Origin of the sequence: Tenacibaculum larymnensis (genome assembly GCF_028829235.1) — a bacterium.
GTDB classification, from domain to species: domain Bacteria; phylum Bacteroidota; class Bacteroidia; order Flavobacteriales; family Flavobacteriaceae; genus Polaribacter; species Polaribacter larymnensis.
On the sequence record NZ_JAIWJY010000003.1, the window covers coordinates 52,637 to 77,377 of the forward strand.

General features: G+C 31.6%; 20 protein-coding genes. All 20 read left to right on the forward strand.

Translation table 11 applies throughout. The annotated features are described in order from the left end of the window. Positions 1 to 76 precede the first annotated feature (76 nt). Positions 77 to 259, forward strand: coding sequence for a hypothetical protein (locus LCI24_RS05175; protein ID WP_274639465.1), 183 nt, complete (start codon positions 77 to 79; stop codon positions 257 to 259). A gap of 114 nt (positions 260 to 373) precedes the next feature. Next, positions 374 to 1,198 (forward strand): thymidylate synthase, encoded by an 825-nt coding sequence (locus LCI24_RS05180; protein WP_274639466.1) that lies wholly within the window; start codon positions 374 to 376, stop codon positions 1,196 to 1,198. Between the two features lie 64 nt (positions 1,199 to 1,262). Next, positions 1,263 to 1,448, forward strand: coding sequence for a hypothetical protein (locus LCI24_RS05185; protein ID WP_047790311.1), 186 nt, complete (start codon positions 1,263 to 1,265; stop codon positions 1,446 to 1,448). Between the two features lie 18 nt (positions 1,449 to 1,466). Then, positions 1,467 to 1,952: a dihydrofolate reductase gene (locus LCI24_RS05190; protein WP_274639467.1), complete on the forward strand. Its 486-nt coding sequence runs from the start codon at positions 1,467 to 1,469 to the stop codon at positions 1,950 to 1,952. Beyond that, positions 1,952 to 2,413 carry a GNAT family N-acetyltransferase gene (locus LCI24_RS05195; protein WP_274639468.1) on the forward strand — a complete coding sequence of 154 codons (462 nt, stop codon included), beginning with the start codon at positions 1,952 to 1,954 and terminating at the stop codon, positions 2,411 to 2,413. The genes LCI24_RS05190 and LCI24_RS05195 overlap by 1 nt, the downstream gene beginning before the upstream one ends. A 7-nt stretch (positions 2,414 to 2,420) precedes the next feature. Next, a complete protein-coding gene (gene gldA / locus LCI24_RS05200) occupies positions 2,421 to 3,314 on the forward strand; it encodes a gliding motility-associated ABC transporter ATP-binding subunit GldA (RefSeq protein WP_274639469.1) in 894 nt (297 codons plus the stop codon). 275 nt (positions 3,315 to 3,589) lie between these two features. Then, complete coding sequence (locus LCI24_RS05205; protein ID WP_274639470.1) at positions 3,590 to 4,165, forward strand: Pvc16 family protein; 576 nt, start codon at positions 3,590 to 3,592, stop codon at positions 4,163 to 4,165. A 6-nt stretch (positions 4,166 to 4,171) separates the two neighbouring features. Further along, a complete protein-coding gene (locus LCI24_RS05210; protein WP_274639471.1) occupies positions 4,172 to 5,242 on the forward strand; it encodes a hypothetical protein in 1,071 nt (356 codons plus the stop codon). A 29-nt stretch (positions 5,243 to 5,271) separates the two neighbouring features. After that, positions 5,272 to 7,200, forward strand: coding sequence for a phage tail sheath family protein (locus tag LCI24_RS05215; protein ID WP_274639472.1), 1,929 nt, complete (start codon positions 5,272 to 5,274; stop codon positions 7,198 to 7,200). Between the two features lie 44 nt (positions 7,201 to 7,244). Continuing rightward, positions 7,245 to 7,691, forward strand: coding sequence for a phage tail protein (locus tag LCI24_RS05220; protein ID WP_047790305.1), 447 nt, complete (start codon positions 7,245 to 7,247; stop codon positions 7,689 to 7,691). Further along, positions 7,691 to 8,128, forward strand: coding sequence for a phage tail protein (locus LCI24_RS05225; RefSeq protein WP_274639473.1), 438 nt, complete (start codon positions 7,691 to 7,693; stop codon positions 8,126 to 8,128). The genes LCI24_RS05220 and LCI24_RS05225 overlap by 1 nt, the downstream gene beginning before the upstream one ends. A gap of 1 nt (position 8,129) precedes the next feature. Continuing rightward, positions 8,130 to 8,291 carry a DUF5908 family protein gene (locus LCI24_RS05230; protein WP_274639474.1) on the forward strand — a complete coding sequence of 54 codons (162 nt, stop codon included), beginning with the start codon at positions 8,130 to 8,132 and terminating at the stop codon, positions 8,289 to 8,291. Next, on the forward strand, positions 8,291 to 8,977 hold the full coding sequence (locus LCI24_RS05235) for a CIS tube protein (RefSeq protein ID WP_099215619.1): 687 nt from the start codon (positions 8,291 to 8,293) through the stop codon (positions 8,975 to 8,977). Before LCI24_RS05230 ends, LCI24_RS05235 begins: the two co-directional genes overlap by 1 nt. After that, positions 8,978 to 10,723 carry a type VI secretion system tip protein VgrG gene (vgrG, locus tag LCI24_RS05240; RefSeq protein ID WP_274639475.1) on the forward strand — a complete coding sequence of 582 codons (1,746 nt, stop codon included), beginning with the start codon at positions 8,978 to 8,980 and terminating at the stop codon, positions 10,721 to 10,723. It begins immediately after the preceding gene. A 4-nt stretch (positions 10,724 to 10,727) separates the two neighbouring features. Beyond that, positions 10,728 to 11,018, forward strand: a complete 291-nt coding sequence (locus LCI24_RS05245; RefSeq protein ID WP_099215617.1) for a PAAR domain-containing protein — start codon at positions 10,728 to 10,730, stop codon at positions 11,016 to 11,018. A gap of 2 nt (positions 11,019 to 11,020) precedes the next feature. Further along, the gene (locus LCI24_RS05250) at positions 11,021 to 11,434 is read left to right on the forward strand and encodes a GPW/gp25 family protein (protein WP_099215616.1); all 414 of its coding nucleotides are present in this window, start codon (positions 11,021 to 11,023) and stop codon (positions 11,432 to 11,434) included. Positions 11,435 to 11,442: 8 nt separating this feature from the next. After that, positions 11,443 to 14,619: a baseplate J/gp47 family protein gene (locus LCI24_RS05255; protein WP_274639476.1), complete on the forward strand. Its 3,177-nt coding sequence runs from the start codon at positions 11,443 to 11,445 to the stop codon at positions 14,617 to 14,619. After that, entirely contained in the window at positions 14,607 to 17,774 is a 3,168-nt protein-coding gene (locus tag LCI24_RS05260) for a YegP family protein (RefSeq protein WP_274639477.1), read from the forward strand. The genes LCI24_RS05255 and LCI24_RS05260 overlap by 13 nt, the downstream gene beginning before the upstream one ends. A gap of 78 nt (positions 17,775 to 17,852) precedes the next feature. Next, the gene (locus LCI24_RS05265; protein WP_274639478.1) at positions 17,853 to 22,955 is read left to right on the forward strand and encodes a hypothetical protein; all 5,103 of its coding nucleotides are present in this window, start codon (positions 17,853 to 17,855) and stop codon (positions 22,953 to 22,955) included. Next, positions 22,955 to 24,733 carry a contractile injection system tape measure protein gene (locus LCI24_RS05270; protein ID WP_274639479.1) on the forward strand — a complete coding sequence of 593 codons (1,779 nt, stop codon included), beginning with the start codon at positions 22,955 to 22,957 and terminating at the stop codon, positions 24,731 to 24,733. Before LCI24_RS05265 ends, LCI24_RS05270 begins: the two co-directional genes overlap by 1 nt. Positions 24,734 to 24,741: the final 8 nt, after the last annotated feature.

A 24,741-nucleotide genomic window follows, 5' to 3' on the forward strand; every position in this document is an offset into this window, starting at 1 on the left:
TTTAGGTTGATAGTTTTGTTTGTTCACTTTTTTTGATATATTTATACCAATATTAACCCCCAAAATTAAATCTATCATGAAAAAACTGAAAAGTTTAAAAGGAATTAAAACGTTATCAAAAAGTGAACAAAACCAAATTAACGGAGGTGGCTATACCTACTGTAAAGGAAGCAACATGTGTTGTACAAGATTTGCTAACGGTTTTGAGTTTTGTGACTACGGTTACTGTCAAAGTAACGGAAACTGTGTTTGGGCATAGTTATAGTTGATAACTTATTAATATAATTTTAAAAGCATTTACATTTTTTGTAGATGCTTTTTTATTTTTACGTTGTTAAACAAATCAACAATTTTAACAATTAAACGTAGAAGGATGAAGCAGTATCACGATTTAGTAAAGCATGTTTTAGAAAACGGAAACGAAAAAGGAGATAGAACAGGAACAGGAACTAAGAGTGTTTTTGGATATCAAATGAGATTTGATTTGAGTGAAGGGTTTCCAATGGTAACAACTAAGAAGCTACACCTAAAATCGATTATTTATGAATTATTATGGTTTATAAAAGGTGATACCAATATTAAGTATTTACAAGAAAATGGTGTACGTATTTGGAATGAATGGGCTGATGAAAATGGTGATTTGGGGCCAGTTTATGGACATCAATGGCGTAATTGGAATAGTGATGAAATAGACCAATTAAAAGAAGTAATTGAAACATTAAAAAGCAATCCTAATAGCCGTAGAATGTTAGTGTCTGCATGGAATCCTTCAGTTTTACCCGATACTTCAAAATCGTTTGCAGAAAACGTAGCAAATGGTAAAGCGGCATTACCTCCATGTCATGCATTTTTTCAATTTTATGTAGCAGACGGGAAACTTTCATGTCAATTGTATCAACGTAGTGCAGATATATTTTTAGGAGTTCCTTTTAATATTGCGTCTTATGCGTTGTTTACCATGATGGTTGCACAAGTTTGTGGTTATGAAGCAGGAGAGTTTATTCATACGTTTGGTGATGCTCATATATATAATAATCATATGGAGCAATTAGAGTTACAATTATCACGTGAGCCTAGATCTCTTCCTAAAATGAAAATTAATTCAGGAATAAAAAATATTGAAGATTTTACTTTTGAAGACTTTGAGTTGATTGGTTATGACCCACACCCTCACATAAAAGGAGTTGTAGCAGTATAATTTAACTTTATTTTATATATATTGTTTAGTAGCTTTGTAAGAAACCAGCAAAAAAGTTATAAGAATGAATATAGACGTTGATGTTTTAAAAGAAGATCTCTACGATAAAATAGCCGAAATTAACGATGAAAATGTATTAAAAGCAATTCATACGTTGGTTGATAATATGAAAAATGAAACTTTTGAAGAGGCTACAACAGAAAAAAGAGACCTTACAGGATATATTAAAGAATGGGTGAAAAACATGTAAGCCACACAAACTAAATTTATGATTACACTCATAGCTGCAATTGCAAAAAACAATGCTTTAGGGAAAGATAATGACTTAATTTGGCATTTGCCTGCCGATTTAAAACGTTTTAAAAAAGTTACTACAGGGCATCCTATTTTAATGGGGAGGAATACTTTTGAGAGCATTGGTAAACCTTTACCTAACCGTACATCAATAATTATTACCCGAAATAAGAACTATTTTATAGATGGATGCTTAATAGCAAATAGTATTGAGCAGGCTATAGAGTTAGTAGAAGGAAAAGATGCGTTTATAATAGGTGGAGCGCAAATTTACAAGGAAGCTTTAGAGCAAAGTTTAGTTGATAGATTAGATATAACTGTGCTGCATCATGAATTTGAAGCAGATGCTTTTTTTCCTAAAATAGATATGAATGTATGGAAAGAAGTAGCAAGGGAAGATTATAAAGCTGACGAGAAAAATAAATATGACTACAGCTTCGTTTCTTACGAAAGAAGATAATGGAGTTTAAAGAAACAAATAAATTATCCACTTTTTATAAAGAACAAGTTAGGTTACTATGGAATCGTGAATACCCATATGTCATTAAGCAGAAAAGTATTGAAGATTTTAATCAGTATTTAGGGCTACTAAAGGACAAAAATCATCTTTTGGTTATAGAAAATAGTCGAGTATTGGGTTGGTGTTGTGATTTTATTCGTGAAGGAGAATGTTGGTTTGCAATGATTTTAGATACAGAAATCCAAGGAAAAGGAATAGGTAGAAACCTAATTCAAAAGCTAAAAAAAAGACACAATAAATTAAATGGTTGGGTTGTTATTGGTGAAAACTATTTAAAAGAAAATAACCAAACATATAAATCGCCAATAGGTTTTTATAAGAAATTAGGATTCACTGTTTTTGAAAAAGAGAAACTCAATTCATCAATATTAAATGCTGTAAAGATTCAGCTGAAATCATAAGAACTAAATGTCGATAGAACTTACCTCAATAGTAAAAACATACGGAACACAAAAGGCTGTTAATAATATTTCCTTTTCAGCAAAAAAAGGAGAAATAGTTGGTTTTTTAGGTCCAAACGGAGCTGGGAAATCTACAACAATGAAAATCTTAACGGGGTTTATTAAACCTTCAGAAGGAACTGTGTTGGTAAGTGGTATTGATGTAATTTCAAACCCTATTGAAGCACAAAAAAAAATAGGTTATTTACCAGAGCATAATCCGTTGTACTTGGATATGTATGTGCGAGAATATTTACAGTTTCAAGCATCTTTACATAATATAGAAAAGGCCAAAATTAATGAGACTATTGAAAAAGTAGGCTTAACGATTGAAGCACATAAGAAGATTAATCAATTATCTAAAGGTTATCGCCAGCGTGTAGGATTAGCGGCCGCTATTTTACACAATCCAGAAGTATTGATTTTAGATGAACCTACTACAGGATTAGATCCAAATCAGTTAGTTGAAATACGTCAATTAATAAAAGAGTTAGGAAAAGATAAAACAGTATTACTATCTACACACATTATGCAAGAAGTAGAAGCAATGTGTGACCGAGTTATAATTATAAATAAAGGAGAAATAGTAATTAATAAACCTATTTCAGAACTTAAAACAGATAATGAACAAGTAATTAAAGTAACGTTTGATTATAAATTAGAAGAACAATTTATAAAACGCTTACCTAATATAGTATCGTATAAAAATACACTAGAGAATAATTGGGTGTTAACATTTAATACTTCTGAAGATATGCGCCCAGTAATTTTTGACTTTGCACAAGAAAATGGATTAAAAATTCTAGGATTAAATACCGAAAACAAAAACTTAGAAAGTTTATTCAGGGAATTGACTAAATAAAAATAATAAACAAGAATAGATATAAACTCTTTATGCACAGTGTATAAAGAGTTTTTTTATTAGATTCACGTAAAACTTAAAAATTCTTGATTAAAAAAGTAAGGGTGATTTCCCCCTTTTTACTACCTGTAATTCTATTAGAAAATATTTAGGAGAAACTACTTTTTTAAAAGAGTTTTTCATTGCGGTTATTCTTCACAAGAGAGGTTAATTTTACAATGTCTGATTGCTAACCCTTCAATCTACAAGCAAAACTAACCAAACTTACTATTAAAATGATTTTTGAAATATTACAAATCATTACCGAAGAATTGAATGACTATTTCGACGAAAAAGCCGTAGACTTATCAAACATAGCTATGGCTGAAGGAGATGGAAATTCCCCAGCAAACACTCCAGATATTTCATTAACATTAATTAATACACAAGAAGAGTTTGCATTAAAAAATACTTCTAACAATCGTGTAGAAGGAACTTCAGTTAGTTACAGAAATCCAAAAGTATATTTAAACCTTTATGTTTTATTCAGTGTAGATAAATCCAGTTATGCTGAATCTTTAAAGAGTTTGACAAAAATATTAGCCTTTTTTCAAGGTAAAAAAGTATTCACACATCAAAACACCAACTTTGAAGGTATAGATGGACTAGGAGACCTAAAGACTTTTAAATTTATTACTCAACTATATACACCTTCTTTTGAGGAGTTAAATTATATATGGGGAACCTTAGGAGGTAAACAATACCCGTCAGTACTTTATAAAATAACATTACTAGAAATAGAAAGAGATATTGTAACTAAAGAAGGAACAGTAGTTTCTGGTATTGAACAACAATCAATAATTAAAAATTAAAAGATTATGTACAAAACACTGTTCAATATCAATATATACCACTCTTACTTTTTAGACGAAGGAGAACGAACTTTTTTTGAATTAAATGGAGGAAATAATGGAGTAACACCTCTCACAGATGAAGAAAAAAAACGTTTAGAAGAGCAATATGATATTAGCAAGTTTTTATCAATTCAACCTACCCAAGAAACCAAAAAAAGTTTAAAAAATCATAGACTATTACTTAGAAGCCACAAAAAAGGAGTTCGAGTACTATCAGAAACTATAAAAGTAACAGCTGAAGAAGGAAATCAAGAAGTAAATAGATATAGTCCAATAATTACATTACCCGATTCACTAACGCTAACTTTTTACTTAAAAGTGCACCATGCTTATTTTGAAAATTTTTCTAACATAATTGAAAAGAAAGAGGAGCAACTATATTACTTATCAAACAAAAGTTCCTCAGTAATCAATTTATTTGAAACAATTTCTGAGGTGAAAAAATGGAGTTCATTTTTGATTTCAGATAGTGAAACAAGAAAACTATTACACCAACTAGAAAGTGAAAAGGAGTTTGATACAACTACGCCAAACTTAGTAACCATAGCAAACACCAATGCTTCTGAATTAGATGTTATAGAATCTAAAATAACAAATGCTACTCCTTTAAATGAAGAAGAGCAAAAGGTGATAGATACTATTAATTTTTTTGTAAGAAGAATTAAAAATAGTGGGGTAATAGGAGTTGTTCAAATTCAGATATCAGGAGACAATAACAACAATTTAACAGAAGAAGTATTAACTAAGAATGAAGAAACAGAAGTCTTTGATGTCTCAAAACAATGTTTGTTAGAAGAGTCCCCAGAGTTTGCTATTTGTATTGAAAATAGAAGCACATTTTGGCGTTACACGAAAAGAAGTGAAGGCCTTGTAATGACTACGTCAGAAGAAAAACCATTGACACTTAATGGGCGTGTAGAGATAGATAAACAAGACGTTATACCAGAACCACAAGAAGATTATTATTTCCCAAATCCTACTCCAGAAAGTATTAAGAAAGAATCGCAAGATTATTATTCGGAAGTATTTATATAAACAAAAATTAAAATTTAAAACAAGTAATTATGTCAGCGTACAAAACACCAGGAGTCTACGTAGAGGAAATTGTAAAGTTTCCCCCATCGGTAGCTCAAGTAGAAACAGCAATTCCAGCTTTTATTGGTTATACCGAGAAAGCTAAAAAGAAAGAGAATAACGACCTACTGTTAGAACCAACAAGAATAACGTCAATGTTAGATTACGAAACGTATTTTGGCTATGCAAGACAGGAAACAAGTATTGGAGTTAATGTAACAAATGCAAATCAAGCTAATGAGGAAGTAATTGTAACAGCACCAAGTACCCCATCTCCTTTTAAGATGTATTATCACATGCAAATGTATTTTGCCAATGGAGGAGGCCCTTGTTACATCGTATCTGTGAACACCTATGAAGATAACAGTAACAAAGAAAACAGTATTTCTTTCGACGAATTGAAAGAAGGATTAGATAAAGTAGCCTATGTAGATGAGGTAACCTTACTTACATTCCCAGACGGAACATCGTTAGCGTCAGATACTGATTTTTATAGTTTATATGCATCAGCACTAACCCAATGTAATAAGTTACAAGATCGCTTTACCATTATTGATACTTATTCAGATAATGAATATGATGATGGAGGAGGGGATGTAGATCCAGTAGAAGCACTAAGAGATAAAATTTCTTTAGGAAAAGATTACTTGAAATATGGGGCAGCATATTACCCTTTTTTAAATACGATTCTTGACTACTCTTATGATGAAGATAGTATTGAAATAGAAGGATTGGATGAAAGTTTATCTGTACAAGCGGAAGAAGTAATAGATGGAATTGACTTAACAGAGTTAGAAAGTCTGTTAACAGCATTGGTTGATACAAAAAATAATATTGATGGTGCAGGTAATGATGTAGCATTGTCATTTAAAAATGATGCCATTTCCAATGTTAAAAATATTATTGGCTATTTAGAGAATATAACTTCATCAATCAACAATTTGATTTCTGCGGCAGAAGACTCAGAGGAAGCTTCTTTAGTAGGACCAAGCGCGGATATGACAACTTGGATGGATGCTAACTTAGAAGCCACTTTGGCCGATTTACACGCAAAGTTATTTAAGTTACAACAAGATGACACAGAAGGAAAGTTAATAGGTAGTTTAACTTCTAATGCTACCAATGTTTTTGTGTTATTAAACATTGATGAAGCTGATATTCCAAACAGTGGAATCTATACCGCTTTGGAAGATCAAAAAAACACGGATGAACTATTTGTCTTAAAAGGAGCTATCGATGCTTTAGGAGGAGTTGTAACGTTACCTTCATTAGCAGATTTAAAAACAGAAAACAACGCACTGTATAACAAAATAAAGTTAGAAATAGGGTTGTTACCAGTAAAATTAGCACCTAGTGCGACAATGGCAGGAATTTATGCTAAAGTTGACGCCGATAGAGGTGTATGGAAAGCACCAGCTAATGTAGGGTTAAATTATGTGTATGCACCATCGGTAAATATATCGCACGATGCTCAAAAAGACCTCAATGTAGACACAGTTGCAGGAAAATCAATCAATGCTATTCGATCTTTTGTAGGAAAAGGAAATCTTGTATGGGGAGCAAGAACTCTTGCAGGAAATGATAATGAATGGAGATATGTATCTGTAAGACGTTTCTTCAACATGGCAGAAGAGTCAATTAAAAAAGCATCAGAACAATTTGTTTTTGAACCTAATGATAAAAATACTTGGGTGCGTGTAAAAGCAATGATTGACAACTTCTTAACACAACAATGGAGAGCAGGAGCACTTGCAGGTCCTACACCAGAAAAAGCATTTTATGTAAGTGTTGGTTTAGGAGAAACCATGACAGCTCAAGATGTTTTAGAAGGAAATATGATCATAGAAATAGGTATGGCAGTAGTACGTCCAGCTGAATTTATCATACTTAAATTCTCTCACAAAATGCAAGAAGCATAAGTAAACTAACTAACCAAAAAAATATAAATAAAAAATAAAGAATCATGGCAGAATCATATCCAATGCCAAAGTTTTCCTTCGAGGTAACCTTTGGTGATACGAAATTTAATTGTACAGAAGTATCAGGGTTAAGTTTTGATAATAAAGTAATAGAATATCGTGGAGGAGCAGATAAAGAATACCACAAATCAAAACAACCAGGATTATTCGAATATAGTAACATTACTATGAAGAGAGGAACCTTTGTAGATGAAAGTAAACAGTTTTACAAGCAATGGGCTAAAACAGTTTATTTCCAAGAAGGAGGAGAGCAGTTTAGAGGAGACTTAACCATCAAATTATTAGATGAGACTGGACAACCAGCTGTAGTATGGGAAGCTCAGAATGCTTATATCACTAAAGTACAGCCTACAGATTTAAAAGCTGATGGTAATGAGATAGCCATTGAAACTGCTGAGTGGGCAATTGAGAAGCTTAAAATGTCATCGTAATGAGCTATCATCCACCAGTAGGATTTAGTTTTAAAGTAGAGTTTGAGGATATTCCAACTTCAAGCGGCGACAATTCATTTCAATCAGTTTCAGGTCTTTCGGTAGACCTTGAAACTGAAGAAATAGCCGAAGGAGGAGAAAATAGATTCAAGCATAAAATACCGGTACGTTCCAAATATCCAAATTTAGTATTGAAAAGAGGGATGCTTGTTGATTCGGAAGTAATTAAGTGGTGTAAAAAAGCCTTAGTAAACTTCGAGATAGAACCTATAAATATCAATGTAATGTTATTAGGTGAAGATGAGCAAGCCATACAAACTTGGAGTGTAAAACATGCTTACCCTGTAAAATGGAATGTAGGAGACTTTAATGCTGAAGAAAGTAAACTGGTTATTGAGACACTTGAATTAACCTATAATTATTTTAAAATAGTATAAGATGCCTATTACTATCAAAGAATTACATATCAAGATTAACGTGGATGAAAAATCAGAATCACAAGGAAAAACAAGTGGATCAAAAAACGGAAATACAGCATCTATAGTTTCGGCATGTGTGGAGGAAGTAATGGATATTCTTGAAAGACAAAAACAACGGTAATGAGTCAAGGAGAGTTAAAAAAATTAGTAATAAAGGCGTATTCTGACGATAAGTTTAAGAATGAAGTAGCCAATGGGGAGTTTACAACACTTATAAACCCAGAAAAGTATATGGTTGCTTATAAACCAGAATATACTGAAGAACAAGGGCAAGGTACAAGTGGCTCTCAACCTAAGTTTACAAGAATACCTCCTCAAGAATTAGATTTAGACCTATTGTTTGATAGCAGTGGAGCCATTGACGGAAAAAGTGATCTAAAAGATGGAATCATAGATAAAATAGAAGCGTTTAAAAAAATTGTATTCGAATACAAAGGAGAAGAGCACAAACCTAACTATTTAATGATTAAATGGGGTGCTCTCCTTTTTAAGGGCTCTTTAGTAGATCTTTCTATTGAATATAAATTGTTTGCACCAGATGGAACACCATTACGTGCCAGTGCAAAGCTTAAGGTAAAAGGTACTATTGATGATGATTTACGAGTGGCAAGAGAAAACAATCAGTCGCCAGATTTAACTCACTATCGTAAAGTGAGATCAGGAGACACTTTACCACTTATGTGTAATCGTATTTATGGAGACTCAAAGTATTATTTAGAAGTAGCTCGTGTTAATAAAATAATGCAGTTCAGAAAACTAAAACCAGGACAAGAAATCTTTTTCCCACCCTTACAAAAATTTGCTTAGATGAATAATACAGGAACCATACAAACTTCAAAAAGTGCCGATTTAGTCACTTTTAAAATCTTGATTGAAGGAGAAGAACTCTCGAAGCAATACGAGGTAAAAAACATTACTGTTTCCAAAGAAGTAAACAAAATACCAACCGCTCAAATTGTTTTATTAGATGGAGATGCTTCTCAAAGAGATTTTAAGTTAAGTAATGAGGAGTTATTGATTCCTGGTAAAGAAATAGAGATAACCGCGGGGTATCATTCTGATGAAGAAACCATTTTTAAAGGAATCGTCATCAAACATAATTTAAGGATAAGAGCAAGTTCAGCACAGTTAATAGTTGAGTGTAAAGATGAAGCGGTTAAAATGACTGTAGGTAGAAAAAGTAAGTATTTCTATGAAAGTACTGATAGCGACATTTTTGAAGAAATTATAGGGAACTACGGTTTATCTAAAGATGTAGAGGCTACAAATTATAACCACGCAGAGTTAGTACAGTACAATGCATCAGATTGGGACTTTGTCGTTTCAAGAGCGCAAGCCAATGGAAAACTATGTTTTGTAGATGACGGAACGATAACCATAGCTAAACCAAACGTAAGTCAGTCAGAAATTGAAACGGTAACTTTTGGAGGTTCTTTATTAGATTTTGATGCAGAAATAGATGCACGTCACCAAGTAAAAAAGGTAGCAGCCTATAGCTGGAATCATGCTGATCAAGAAGTAATAGAAATTGAAGGAAAAGATCCAAATGTAAGTTTAAACGGAAACTTATCGGTTTCAGACTTAAACAAAACCATAGGTTTAGAAAGTATGGAGTTACGACACGGAGGTGTTGTTACGGATACTGAATTACAAGACTGGGCAGATGCCAAATGGTTATTTCAACAATTGGCAAAAGTAAGAGGGCGTGTAAAATTTCAAGGAATCCCGTCAGTGAAACCAAACACCATTTTAAAACTAGAAGGTGTTGGAGACCGATTTAACGGAAATGTATATGTAACAGGAGTTCAGCATGTAATTTCAGAAGGAAATTGGGTAGCCAATGCACAGTTTGGTTTATCAACAGAATGGTTTTCTGAAACTTTTGAAATCTCAGCAAAACCAGCTTCAGGATTATTGCCTGCCATTCAAGGGTTACAAGTGGGAATTGTTTCTCAATTAGAAGAAGACCCTGATGGAGAAGATAGAATTCTAGTACAAATTCCAATCGTAAATAACGAAGAAGAAGGTATTTGGTGTAGAGTAGCTTCACCCGATGCAGGAGAAAACAGAGGTATTTTCTTCCGTCCAGAAATAGGAGATGAGGTGATTGTAGGATTTATCAATGAAGATCCTAATGATGCCATTGTTTTAGGAATGTTGCACAGTAGTGCAAAACCTTCTCCAATTACAGCTACTGATGATAATCACGAAAAAGGAATTGTTACCAGAAGTGAAATGAAAGTGTTGTTTGATGATGATAAAAAAATAATCACTATTGAAACACCCGCAGGAAAAATTATTTCGCTGGATGAAGATGAAGGAGCCATAACAATTGAAGATGATAATTCTAATGTAATAACTATAAACGGTGATGGAATATCAATGGAAAGTGCCGGAGATATTTCATTAAAAGCATCAGGAGACGTAAATATTGAAGGAAGCAATGTAAGTATAGCAGCTAATGCAGAATTTAAAGCAGAAGGTAGTGCTGGAGCAGAAGTTTCAACAAGTGCTATTGCAGTTTTAAAAGGCTCATTAGTTCAAATAAATTAAAAAGATGGGAAACCCAGCAGCAAGAATAACAGACATGCATGTGTGTCCAATGGTTACAGGAACAGTACCTCATGTAGGAGGACCAATTTTACCAGCGGGAGAACCTACCGTATTAATTGGAGGATTACCTGCGGCGAGAGTAGGTGACATGGCAACTTGTACTGGGCCACCAGATAGCATAGTCGCTGGATCAGGAACCGTATTAATTGGAGGGATGCCAGCAGCAAGAATGGGAGATAGTACTTCACATGGAGGAACTATTGTACTAGGAGAAGCAACAGTTTTAATAGGATAACAATGGAAAATAAAAAAGCATTTTTAGGAATAGGTTGGGATTTCCCACCAGAGTTTTCAAAAGATCTAAGTGAAGTTATCATGATTTCAGAAGAAGAAGATATTAAAAGTAGCTTGGAAATATTGTTAACTACCAGATTAGGAGAACGTGTAATGCTACCTAATTACGGTTGCAACTTACAAGAGCTTCTTTTTGAAAAGTTAGATAGAACGCTAATAACCTATGCCAAAGATTTAATTGAAACAGCAATTTTATATCACGAACCAAGAATTGATGTGATTCATATTGATGTTTCAGAAACAGACCCTTTAGAAGGAATGTTAATAATAAAAATTGAATACATAGTTAGAGCTACCAATAGTAGAACGAATGTTGTTTTCCCTTTCTATAAAGGAGAAGGAACCGATATAAATTAAGACACACCATGAGTAAAATCATTTCTAGCATATTACAACGAAACGGAACAGGACAAGAGCTGCGTTATATTGACGCATTAGATCCTGATAATTTCGAACTTCACGATTTTACTATAGAAGATTGGATTTTGTTTGCTTATAATTTTGCTGAAAAATTAAATTACTTTCCTACAGGAAATCATAAAGTAGCATCTGGAGATTGGCAAGATTTTTTTAAAAAATTAACCACAGCAGATATTCCTTTTAGGGGAACTAGAGAATATCAAAAATTAAAAGAAAACATTAGCTCAACTCTTAATGGATATACGGAGGGAGGAAAGTTGAGTCCGCATTTAACCTTGTTTGTTTGCTTCTTAGAGTTATTAGAATTTTCAAAAGAACGATTTAATAATTTAACCAAACGTCATTTAGATTTTTATTACAAAGAAATATTACAAGTTCAAAAACGAGAACCTGTTTCAGATCAAGCGCATATAATTTTTGAATTAGCAAAAAAAATCACTGACGAACGAATTGAAGAAGGAACCTTACTTGATGCAAAAAAAGATAGCTTAGGAAATCCGTTGGTTTACGAAACAACAGAAGAACTAATAGTTAACAAAGCCTCAGTAGGAGCTATAAAAACCATTTACAATAACAATTCAGAAAGTTTAAAAAAGATAAAAGCAAGTGCAGTAGCTAACACAAAAGATGGTTTTGAAGAACCACTTCCTGAAGATGCGCCGTATTGGTATCCCTTCGGATATCCTGCGAGTGGAAAAAATGCTGCTGAATTGCCAGATGCAGTAGTAGGATTTTCAATCGCATCACCAATGTTATTGTTGCAAGAAGGAGATAGAACAGTAACGATAACCATTAATTTTAAAAACAACTTTGAAGGAAACTCTTTTGATGTAAGCGAACTACTTCAAACCGTTCAAATTTTTGGAAGCGGAAAAGAAAAATGGATTGAACCAACACTGGTTGCTATTAACAATGTAAATGATGGAGCGTTAGTTGCTACGAATCAAATAAGTTTCAAATTTACCTTAGGGTATGATTCAGGTGCATTAGTAGAGTATAATGAAGAGTTTTTACTAACAAAATATAAAACTTCACATCCGTTATTGCGTTTTGAATTTGATGTTTCAACAGCCGTAGGATATGATTTTTATAGGTTTTTAGCAGGAAATACACTTGAAAAAGTAACCATAAAAACAGATGTTAAAGGAGTAAAGTCGGCAATTGTAGAAAATGATAATGGAACGGTAAGAACTAAAAAACCATTTCATCCTTTTACAACACGTCCTATTGAAGGGTCAAATTTTAGTGTAAGTTACGACGAAGCTTTCTCAAAAAAATGGAAAGATTTTACGGTAAATCTACGTTGGAAAAATACACCAGATGATTTTAAAGAATGGTATGAAGCATATTTAAAGTCATCAAGTTTTTCTTCAATCTTAACGTATGCAAATAAACTTAGTAAACCCATAAATCCAATAAACTTAATAGTTAAGAATTATACATACTTTAAGGTAGAAAAACGATTGTTACATGCAGCAGGAAAGGCTAAAGAAACTGTAGGAAAAGTTAAAGATCTCTTCAAAAAAGAAGTTGATGAAGAAAGTGAAGAGGTGAGCTATATTTCAAAATTTGAAACTAAAAACCAAGGGAATGCTTATGATATAGAGAAGGCAGAAGCTTTACAGCTTAGTTTAGAACAATCATTTTTACATGAATTATATCCCAAGTTGTATGCGTTGGCGGTAAGTGCGAATAATAAAAATATCAATTTACCTAATGAACCTTATACTCCTTTAGTGGAATCTATTTCTGTTGATTATACAGCAGAGGAAACCATACTAATGGAAAGTATGGACTTGGAAGAAAATCGTATTCAATTGTTTCATGAGCATCCTTTCGGTCAGCATGAAGAAAATTATGCAGAGAAGAAATATTTACAAGAAGAAAAAGGAATTGTGGATATTTTTGATAAAGATATTATTCAAACTACTTTAGTACCAAGATACTGTTTAGGAGGTCATTTGTTTTTAGGAATAGAAAACATTGAACCTCAGCAAAACCTTTCGTTATTAATCCAAGTATTAGAAGGAAGTGAAAATCCACTAGTGGAAAGCTTTGGAGAAAGCGAAAAGATAAATTGGTCGATATTATGTAATAATAAGTGGAAAACGTTAGAAAACAATATCATTTCTAATAACACAGACAACTTCTTAAAATCAGGAATAGTTAAATTTTCAATACCTAAAGAAGCTACTTCAAATAATACATTATTACCATCAGGATATACTTGGATAAAAGCACAAATGAGTAAATCATTTGAAGCAGTATGCAAGGCCATTGGTATTCACGCCCAAGCAGTAGAAACTACGTTTGTAAACAATGATAATGAGGTAAGTCATTTAAAAAACGGACTACCTAGCGGAACCATTAAAAAGATGGTAACACGTATACCACAAATTAAATCAGTATCACAACCTTACAGTTCCTTTGGAGGAAGTACAGAAGAATCAGACGATAATTTTTACAGAAGAATAAGCGAGCGTTTACGTCACAAAAACAGAGCAACAACCTTGTGGGATTACGAGCATTTAATTCTTCAAGAATTCCCAGAAATTTATAAGGTAAAATGCTTAAACCATACCTCAGAAACAAGTTTCACAGCAGCAGGTCATGTTACTTTAGTAGTCGTGCCAGATACTGTAAATAAAAATGTATTTGATATTTATCAACCACGAGTAAGTAAAGCGATTTTAAATAGTGTAACACAGTATATCAACGCATTAAATACACTACATGTAAATGCAGAAGTCATCAATCCTAATTACGAAGAAGTTAGCATAGGTTTAGAAGTAAGTTTTTATGATGGATACGATGAAAACTTCTATACCGAACAACTAAAAACAGACATTACAAAGTTTCTGTCTCCTTGGGCTTTTGATGAAACCAAAGAAGTAACCTTCGGAATTATGCTACATAAAAGTGTCTTAATTGATTACCTAGAAAAACTACCCTATGTAGATTATTTGCAAAATGTAACGATGAATGAGGATGCTAATGTGTATAAAATAGAACCAAGTGATCCAAAATCAATACTAGTATCAGCAAAGAAACATAACGTAAGTACAGTGTTAACCACTTGTAAAGGAACCAAAAAAATCATAGAACAAACATGTCAGCTATAAACGAACATATCAATATTCCGAAGAATATATCTACCAAAGACGATTTAGATTTTTCTTTTTTAAGAAAAGAAGGAATTTCTTATTTAGAAACATTTGGAGGTAAGTTATGGACTGACTTCAACTCGCACGATCCTGGAGTAACTATTTTAGAAATGTTGTGTTATGCTATTACCGATTTAGGAATGCGTATCAATACACCACTAGAAGATTTATTAGCATCTAAAGATCCGAACTTATCACTACAAGCACAGTTTTATAAAGCATCAGAAATTTTTCCAACAAAACCAGTCAATGAATTAGATTATAGAAAACTGTTTATTGATTTAGAAGGAGTAAAAAATTGTTGGTTACGAATTTATGAAAAACAAGTATTTGTTGATTGTAAGAATAACAAATTAAGCTACAAAAAGTTTGAAGGTATTTTACCAGAGTTTCAAAAAGACTTTAAGTTAAAGGGACTGTATTCATTATTGGTTGATTTAGAAGAAGGTTATACAAAAGAGCAGGTTTTTCCAAATATCAAAACAGCATATCATAAGAATAGAAATTTATGTGAAGATTTAATAGCAATAAATGAAGTAGATACACAGCCTATTGCTATTTGTGCGAATGTTGATGTTATGCCAGAAGCAGATGAGGAGTGGGTGTATGCTAATATTTTATTTCAAATAGAAAATTACTTATCACCGTCATTACAGTTTTATTCAGCGCAACAAATGTTTGATAAAGGATATACTACCGATGAGGTGTTTGATGGTCCGTTATTAACAAACGGGTTTATAGATACGGAAGAACTCAAAAAAGCAGAATTAAGAAAAGAAGTACGCCTTTCAGATGTGATGAAAATCATCATGAATATTGATGGAGTAAAGCTAATTAAAGACATTTCTGTAGGATTTTGTGATGAAAACATTGTTCAAGAAAATAAATGGATAGTTTGTATCGATCCAGATAAAAAACCAGTATTGTGTAAAAAGAGTACGTTTAATTTTAGCAAAGGATTTCTTCCTCTTAACTTAAACTATGATAGAGTAGATGAGTACTTAAAACAATTAAAAGAAGATGAAATTGCTTCACAACAAATAACAGCTGATGAAAAGATTTTATCATTACCAAAAGGCAGCTCAATAGGAGCTGGTGAGTATACTACTATTCAAAATGATTTTCCTGATACTTACGGAATTGGTCAAGAAGGCTTAGCGATACATGTAACCAATGAAAGAAAAGCAAAAGCGAAACAACTAAAGGCGTATTTAACATTTTTCGATCAAATCTTAGCAACCTACTTCAAACACTTATCAGAAGTAAAAACATTATTGTCTGTTAGCGGACAAGAAACTCGAACATTTTTTACACAAGCAGTAAAAGATATTAAAGATTTTGATGAGCTCGTAAGTGAATATCCACAGTCAGATGATGATGAATTAACAAAGCTTTTATTCAATCAGTTCGATAATAATGTAGAACGCAGAAACTCTATTTTAGATCATTTGCTAGCACGTTTTGCAGAACGATTTGGAGAGTACACATTTATTATGAAAGCGTTGTACGGAACAGCTACTGATGAAATTGTGCTATCAAATAAAGAAGCCTTTTTAAAAGATTATAAAGTAATAAGTAGTGAAAGAGGTGTAGCTTTTAACTATTACAAACAACTACAAGAAAATCTATGGGATACAAATAATGTATCCGGATTTCAAAAACGTATAGCACGTTTAATGGGGATTGCTAATGAGAAAAGAAGACACTTAACGGAAACCAATGTAGATATTTATGAAGTAACAGAAGGGAGTGATACCTATAGATGGAGGTTAAAAGACAATGATGGAAATATACTATTGTCAGCAACTGAAAACTATGCTAAAAAAGCCTTTGCTATTGAAGAATTATATTTTGCAGTTTTACAAATGGTACAAACCAAAGAAAAAGATATAGAGGAAGCTTTTGAAGAGGGTATTACAAATAATATGCAAATTGGATTTATAAGAATACATGAATCTACACCTTCAAAACCTTCTATTCCAGTAAAGTATTCTTTTGATGTTATTAATCCAGAAAAACCGAAGAGTAGTTCTGATTACATCATTGCAAAACAATACAAATACTATACAGATAGTAATGATTTAAAAGAAGCATTGTTAGAGATAATCTCTTTTTTGAAAAAAGAATTCACAGAAGAAGGAATGTTTTTAGTAGAGCACATGTTATTGCGTCCAGATGTTACCGAATCTTATGTTGAAATATATGAAGAAATAGAAGGAAGCAATATCTACCGATGGAGGTTACGAGATAATGATGGAAACATCTTGTTATCAGCCCAAGAAAACTATGCAAGCGAAAAATTTGCAGTAGAAGGTTTCTACTTAATTGTACAACAAGTTTTACAAACAAAAGAAATTGATTTAGAGAGAGCATTTAAAAAAGATGTTATAGATAAAAAGATAGTTGGATACATAAGAATCCATAATGCTACATTATCAAAACAATCAAACTCTGTAAAATATTGGTTTAATGTAGTTAACCATGAAAAGCCTGAAGGTAACGGTGAATCAAGTCTTGCAAAGTCAAGTGAATATGAAAATAGGAACGCATTGAAGAATGCTTTAAAGAAACTTTTCTTCCTACTAAAAAAAGATTTTTTAGAAAAAGGGGTGTATAATGAAGATCAAATGGTATTACGACCAAAAAATACGAGTAATGAAATAGAAAACTTCTTACCTATTTGCGCAAAAGATTGTGAAGACTGTGGAACGATTGATCCTTATTCTTATAGAGTAAGTATCGTTTTGCCAGGATATACTTATCGTTTTTCAAACCCAGATTTTAGACGCTATATGGAAAATATTATTCGACAAGAACTTCCTGCACATGTTTTACCAAGAATTTGTTGGGTAGGAAAACGAAAAGGAATTGACTCTGATAATGAAAATGACTTGTTACAGTTCGAAAATACATATAAAAAGTATCTGTTTGCAAAAACAAACCTAGAACAAAAACAACCTGTAGAAAATAACGAGTTGTTAGACTTAATACAAGCTATACAGCAATTAAATACTATTTATCCTTCAGGGAGATTAACTGATTGTAAAACAGAAGATGAAGCATTAGATGGAAGAATTATACTAAACCAATCTAGTATAGGAAATATAGAATAAGAAAAAGAAAATAATAACGAAGAAAACTCATAAAAATAGTACGTGTTTATTTATTAACACAGCCAAAACATAATACGTATGGAAACGACTAACCTGAAACTAAGAGAAATTACAACTGAATATAGTAAGTTTAATGCTAATCAAGTATTAACCGAAACACAACTTAATACATTTATCGATTATTTTGAAGACCAAAACCGTTTGTCAAGGCTAGGTTTAAGTGGTGTTGGAATAGCCTGTGGGTTTGAGGTAACTCCAAAATTTACTATAGATAAAACAGCGGTGTCGAGTATTGAAATTACTCAAGGAACAGCAGTAACTACCGATGGAGATTTAATTCAGTTTTTTGATTTAATAAAAGAAAGTTTACAGTCAAAAACATTTTCATTCTATAAAAAGTTTGAAGATACTGATGGTAATTATGATCGTTTTAAAAATGCTCAGGGTAATCAATATAATTTATGGGAATTACATACAGAAGCAGATGAGTCGTACACTAATTTAGTTGAATTTCCAGAGATACAAAGAATGGCTGTTTTGTTGTATCTAGAACAATATCCAAATGAAGACATGTTGTGTAAAAAACTGACATGTGATAATCAGGGTATTGAGCAAATCAATAATTTACGCGTGTTACTTGTAAGTGTTGAAGATTTAGAAGCCATTGCTACAAAGGATTCTATATTTTTAAAGCACAATTGGTATAAAATTAATGATGAGTTACCTGTTGTAGAGGCAAAAAGAGTTGTGTTAAATGAAAATAACACGCAAACATTTACAGAGTTAAAAGCACAGTTTAATAGTGTTGTTAAAGATGAAAGTATTAGTGTAGATTTAATAAAAGGATTAGATGCTATATTCTCAAAATTTCAAAAACCATCAATAGCCACTAAAATAAAATCATTATTTAGTTTTAGTTCTTTAGCTGTTCCACTAGATTTCCAGTATCGATATGATGTTATCAAAGATTTGATAGATACGTACAATGAAATTAAAGAACTACTATTACACATCAATGTAAACTGTTGCCCAAATATTGGAGCCTTTCCAAAGCATATAATGTTAGGAAAGTTGAAAAAAGAAACAGAATATCCAGAGTTACGTCACCAATTTTATAAGTCACCTATTGTAGGTCATGAAAATGAAAACCTTCAAAAAGTACAACTGTTAATTGATAGAGCAATTGCTATTGCGAATAATTATATAGGAAAAACAAAATCAGAAGATGTGGTGATAACCCCATCACGGGCACATACCACATTAAGTGAAAAAGCTGTTCCTTTTTATTATAATGTTTCTTCACAGTTTTTAAAGAGATGGGACTTTAACAAAACAAAAAATTATAGAGCAAATCAAAACTTAAGCTATCATAAAGAAAACCTTAAGAAGTCAGCAGCAATAAAGAATCCGTTAGCATACAATATTGATAAAAATGATTTCTATAGAATTGAAGGGCATCAAGGAAAAATGTACAGAGATGCCTTAGCAAAAATCTTAAAAATTAAAAAAGATAACGGATTGAATTTTGATGTGAAAACACTTTCCATCAATGCAGTTGAACAAAAAATAAATATAAATAATTATGAGTGTGAGTTTGAAGATTTAAAAATGTTGTTGAATGCATGGAGAGCAGAACAGAATTGCATTTTATCAGAAGTAAGTAGAACATTTTCGGCATTTAAGTTAACCGATCCAAAAACTAATACAGTAGTAGATAACGTAGTTAATTATAAAGACAAAATAAGTGTTTTAGAAAAAGAACCTATAAAAGAAGAAATTCCATTAGTAAAAGAGTATATCAGTAGAATGGATTTACTTTCTAAAGAGACAAGTGTTAAGGAAGATTTTGCGTATAAGTATGATATCGGAACCAAGGAATTTAATAAGTTTTTAAAGGAAGAAAATATTGTAAAAGATAGTTTAACAAAAGAGGAAGACTCAATAGGTTTTTTGATAGACCGAGTAATTGATGAAAACAAATACGGATCAGCCAGCGACATTATCGTTGAATTAAATAAAGAAACTGAAGTTTTAAAAGAAAAAGAAGTTTGGAAAGAAGAACCAACGCTTAGCGATTTTATTTTAACAGATCTTACAGAAACCTTAGTTCATACTTATGTTTTAGATACAAAAATTCCATTAAATATAAGAGATATAGATAGTCTTGTGCTAACAAGTTATAAACTAACGATAGCAGAGCTGTGTAAAAGAGTAAAAAAACTACAAGCAAAGTATAACAGTACTTCATTAGAACTATCAACCAAACAAATTTTAGGGTTATTAATTAACCAGTTATCAATTGTTTGTTGCTCAGGAAAAAAGTTAGAAACACTACTTGCAGAAATAGATAAAAGGACGAAAAAAATTTTAGAAAGAATTCAACTTTCAGAATTTGTAAAACAACATCCAGGACTTGAACACAAAGCAGGAGTTATTCCAGGAGGGACTTTTGTAATGGTATATGTAAATGAAAATGCAGTAGATAAAAATACATTTGATGATGTAGTGTTAGATGTTGTATTTAAAAATCAGCCGATATTATCAGATACAGGGATTATAAAAGATGAATTTTCAGCTTCAAAAGAAATCTTTTTAGGTAAAGAAACATTATATAAAAATGGTGGAGTTATCAATTTATGGGATAAAAGTTCAAGTATTAATTTTTCATTTGTAGATGGAAGTTACTTTAACTTAGAAAACAGATTTTTTTCTGAACAAGATGTTGTTTTAGTAGGAAAAACATTAGCCGAAACAGTAAGCAATTTTACAGCGTTCTTAAACAGAACTTGGTTCAGGGCAGGTGTATCTAAAATTCTTAGTGCAGAAGAAACTAAAATGTATAAAGATGGCTCTGTAGGAATGCGTATTACTATCAAAGATCATTTAGTACCTAGAGGTGAATACTTTTTCCAGATCTATAATCCTATTGTTTTAGAAACTACCAAACGTTTATATTTTGACGAAAATGAAGTGATTCGTGAAAATGAAACATTGAAAAATACGGTAGTAGCAGACTTTTCGTTGCCATATATGTGTTGTTCAGACTGCGCTCCAGTGAACTTTATTATACCAAAAGAACCACCATTTTTAAGTTTACCAGTAGGTACTATATGTTTGAAAAAAGAGACTGTAATTGAACCTTTAATTTTTACAGTAAGACCTATAGACGGAGAGGTAAAAGCAATTGCTCCAGAAGGAGTAATATCAGGAGTGTTTAAAGATCCAGAAGATGAAAAATGGAAAATTGATGTTACTAAAACTGATAAAAGTTTATTAGGTAAACCAATGAAGTTTACAGTAAACGATGAACCTACCGATTGTGAACTTATCGTATATCCAGCATTAGAGTTGTTGGTTGAAGTAGAACAACCTATTGAATACAATGAAGATAAATCTAAAGCTAGGGTAACTTATGTATTACATTGGAAAGATGCTGATTTTGTTGAAGCTGATTTCTTTAATAACATCAAGTATTCTTGGGATTTTATGGGAGACGGTACCAGAGTAGAGCGTATGCCAATAAACAATAAAGTCTTTCAAAAGTATACACTGCCAATTGATGATATAAACAATGAGGTAACCCCGGCATTAACAATTTCATTGGGTCCATGCTCAAAAGAAATTCCTATAAAACCCATAAAATTTGATACGCTAACACCATCAGAACTAGCCATACGACCAAAATATTGCTTAGATTTTACTAAAGAAAAAACAGCAAGAATACCATTTACAAATGTTAATGGAACAATAACTATTGAAGGTGGAGCTATAAAAGGTGTTACAATTGAGAATAATGAATTAGTTATTGATGTAGCCACTTTTGAAAATTATGATCAAGTTATTGAGTTCTTAGAAGACGGGCAAACAACAAATGCAAGAATTACCATTCATGAAGTTAAACAAATAAGTATTTCAGAACGAAGCGAATCGAGATTTATATGGAAAGACGGACAATTATTTTACGAAGCAGCTTTTGAAGCAATACTTCCAGAAGGAGTAAAACCGGAAGGATTAAAGTTTAATTGGAGTGTAAATAGCATTGAGTCGGAGACAGAGTTGTTTAATCCTCAGTTATTAGTAAAAGAAGGTGTAGGAAACTCTTACACAATAAAATTAATGATTACTGATGGTAACGGATGTTTTTCTAAAGCAGATTTTGCAAAGAATATAGCCTTCCCAGAGTTTACAATAAGCTTACCAAACACCACTTTTTGTTTAAGTGATAAAGAGTCTTATCCTGTTGTAGTAAGACCACAATTTGAAGGGGTACAACTTACAGGAGGAAATGTAAAGTTTAATGAAGAAACAAAATTATGGGAGCTTGTACCAGCAAACTCAGGATTAACAGATTCAGGTACTGTAAGTATAAGTCTAGTAGGAACTTTTGTTATACAGACTATTAATTTAACAGCAACACCACAAGCAAGCTTTACTCATAGTTTTGATCCAGAAACTAGAATATTATCATTAACAAATACTTCAGAAAAAGGAGACAAGTATGTTTGGGTGATTAATGGAGTTGAAAGAGAACCTCAAATAAATAGAACAACAATAACAGAAGACCTGAGTAATTTTGATGGAGACATGGTAAAAGTCTCTTTAACGGTAACAAGTAAGTGTGGAGAGAACACATCAACAGAAGTTATAGAAATAGGGAAAATACAAGATAAAACCTGTGAGGAAATAACAAAAACAGAAGTTGAAAACTATTATAAGTTAAACAAGTTTAGTATAAATGATGGGGGAAGTGGTACTAATGTTAACATGACTGTAATAGTTCCTACAAATGATGTATATGCAAAAATAATAGACGATGAAAGTAACTCTTATTTGACAGGAGAAAACAACAATCAATTAAGAGAAATGTTTTTAGGTTTATTAAATAATACGTGGATGCTTTCTTTACAGGATACTGATAACAGAACTTTACTTGTAAAATATTATAAAGCACAAGTAAGATTATTCTTTAATATTCTTCATTGCCAAAAACAAACAGTTTTAGAGTCAGATGAAATCAAACAAGACATTCAAGATTTATTAATTGAAATTAACACAGGGTTTACGGAAGGACAAATAAAAAAAGAAGAAACTTTATTAGAGTTTCTAAGAAAATGTTCCGTAGAAATTCAAGCCGAATACATTTCTAAGTTTATAAAAGAAAACTTAATACAAACCGTATAATGGTTGCTAAAGAACATACCATCCAAAAAGTATTTGTAGAGGTAAATACGAAAAGTAAAAAAGTAGCAGAAGAGTATAAAAATACTATCGAAGACTTTTTACAGGAAGAAGTATTTCCAGAAATAGAAAAATACTTCAACTCTCAAGAAATCGAGTATGAAGCATACATTCAGCAAATAGAGAACTTAAATATTGAAGTAGAAATTTCAAGTAATAATAAATCTATAAACGATAACAGTACAAAGAGAGAAATAAAAGAACAACTTATAACAAAGTTAAAAGCAATTTTCAAAACCCCAGAACTACACGATATAGTTATAAAAAAGGTTACTGCTTCAGAGTCTAAATTAGATGCTTTTTTTCATTTTTTGCAACATGGTATAACAGCTTGGTGGAATCAAAAGGAAGAGAAAAATTTTACAAAAAAAATGTTGTTTGAAATAACAGAAAGTCAATTTTTTGAAGAACGTTTTTTGAAATCATTAAGAGATCCAGTTCAACAAAATCGATTGATTCAACAGTTTAAGACTGAAGAGTTGCAAATATTATTCCTAGGAGTTTTCAATAAACCAGTGGGGTATGAGGCTTTTCTATCAACTATCAAAAAATTTGATTTTAAGAGCTACGCCATAAGGAATAAAGTGTGGAAGTTTTTCATCAAAGCAACAATTAATAATAATTTTTCAAGAATAGTAAATGAAGTTCAAGAAGAAATAGAGATATGCAAAAGAACAAAGGCTTTTAATTCTTCAAAAAATATAACTCAATTTTTACAAGAGCTAACTTCTCAAGAAAGAATATTTAGAAGTCAGTTTAATAGTAAAGAACAAAAGGAGTTTAAAAAGAAGAAAGAAGGGAGTAGCATTGAGGTTGTCAATACAGAGTTTATAAGTAAAAAAGAAGAAAAAAAATCAGATGTAAGTATTGATAAACTAGATAAAGTAGGAGTCAAAAAAAATCAAAATAAAGCAGAAGAATTAACTCTTTCAAAGAATGAATCAAGTAAATCTAATTCACAAAAAACTCCTGAAAAAGTAGATAATCAAAACAAAAAAGAAGTCTTAAAGAAGAAGAAAACGTCATCAAAAGAAAAAAGTAAAGAAGTAAAAGAAGAATTAAGAATAAAAATGCAAGCGAAAAGTAAGAATCCTTATGAAGATAAAGGAGTAAACTTGAAAACGGAGAAAATTACTGACGACCAAAAGAGAGCTGAATATAAAAGGAGACATCAAGAAGCGTTAAAAAACACTTTTTCAAGTAAAAAAGAAGTTACAAGTGAGCCTAAATCACATCTTATAAGAAACGCTGGATTAATTTTATTACACCCCTTTTTAAAGCAGTTTTTCAATTCATGTGGTTTTTTAGATAAAGAGAATAAAATTATCAAACCTAATGAAGCAGTTCACTTACTACACTATGTAGCAACTAAAAAAGAACAACAGTTTGAAAACAATTTAATTTTCGAAAAGTTTTTGTGCAATCTACCAATACAAAGTTCTATTGAAAGAAATATAGTATTGAGTGATGAGCTTAAAGAAAAGTCAGAAGAATTGTTAAGAGCAGTACTTCAAAATTGGTCAATTTTAAAAAACTCTTCAAATGACCTATTGCGTAATGAGTATTTACAAAGAGAAGGAAAACTAGATTTAACTAAAGACAATCCTACTCTAACAGTTGAAAGAAAAACACAAGATATCTTATTAGATACCAAATTACCATGGAATTTAAGCTTATGTAAACTTCCTTGGAGGAAGGAATTAATCTTTACGAATTGGTAAAATATAAT

Coding starts and splice junctions, on each gene's coding strand:
- LCI24_RS05175 (WP_274639465.1), top strand. CDS start 77: ATGAAAAAACTGAAAAGTTTAAAAGGAATTAAAACGTTATCAAAAAGT.
- LCI24_RS05180 (WP_274639466.1), top strand. CDS start 374: ATGAAGCAGTATCACGATTTAGTAAAGCATGTTTTAGAAAACGGAAAC.
- LCI24_RS05185 (WP_047790311.1), top strand. CDS start 1,263: ATGAATATAGACGTTGATGTTTTAAAAGAAGATCTCTACGATAAAATA.
- LCI24_RS05190 (WP_274639467.1), top strand. CDS start 1,467: ATGATTACACTCATAGCTGCAATTGCAAAAAACAATGCTTTAGGGAAA.
- LCI24_RS05195 (WP_274639468.1), top strand. CDS start 1,952: ATGGAGTTTAAAGAAACAAATAAATTATCCACTTTTTATAAAGAACAA.
- gldA (WP_274639469.1), top strand. CDS start 2,421: ATGTCGATAGAACTTACCTCAATAGTAAAAACATACGGAACACAAAAG.
- LCI24_RS05205 (WP_274639470.1), top strand. CDS start 3,590: ATGATTTTTGAAATATTACAAATCATTACCGAAGAATTGAATGACTAT.
- LCI24_RS05210 (WP_274639471.1), top strand. CDS start 4,172: ATGTACAAAACACTGTTCAATATCAATATATACCACTCTTACTTTTTA.
- LCI24_RS05215 (WP_274639472.1), top strand. CDS start 5,272: ATGTCAGCGTACAAAACACCAGGAGTCTACGTAGAGGAAATTGTAAAG.
- LCI24_RS05220 (WP_047790305.1), top strand. CDS start 7,245: ATGGCAGAATCATATCCAATGCCAAAGTTTTCCTTCGAGGTAACCTTT.
- LCI24_RS05225 (WP_274639473.1), top strand. CDS start 7,691: ATGAGCTATCATCCACCAGTAGGATTTAGTTTTAAAGTAGAGTTTGAG.
- LCI24_RS05230 (WP_274639474.1), top strand. CDS start 8,130: ATGCCTATTACTATCAAAGAATTACATATCAAGATTAACGTGGATGAA.
- LCI24_RS05235 (WP_099215619.1), top strand. CDS start 8,291: ATGAGTCAAGGAGAGTTAAAAAAATTAGTAATAAAGGCGTATTCTGAC.
- vgrG (WP_274639475.1), top strand. CDS start 8,978: ATGAATAATACAGGAACCATACAAACTTCAAAAAGTGCCGATTTAGTC.
- LCI24_RS05245 (WP_099215617.1), top strand. CDS start 10,728: ATGGGAAACCCAGCAGCAAGAATAACAGACATGCATGTGTGTCCAATG.
- LCI24_RS05250 (WP_099215616.1), top strand. CDS start 11,021: ATGGAAAATAAAAAAGCATTTTTAGGAATAGGTTGGGATTTCCCACCA.
- LCI24_RS05255 (WP_274639476.1), top strand. CDS start 11,443: ATGAGTAAAATCATTTCTAGCATATTACAACGAAACGGAACAGGACAA.
- LCI24_RS05260 (WP_274639477.1), top strand. CDS start 14,607: ATGTCAGCTATAAACGAACATATCAATATTCCGAAGAATATATCTACC.
- LCI24_RS05265 (WP_274639478.1), top strand. CDS start 17,853: ATGGAAACGACTAACCTGAAACTAAGAGAAATTACAACTGAATATAGT.
- LCI24_RS05270 (WP_274639479.1), top strand. CDS start 22,955: ATGGTTGCTAAAGAACATACCATCCAAAAAGTATTTGTAGAGGTAAAT.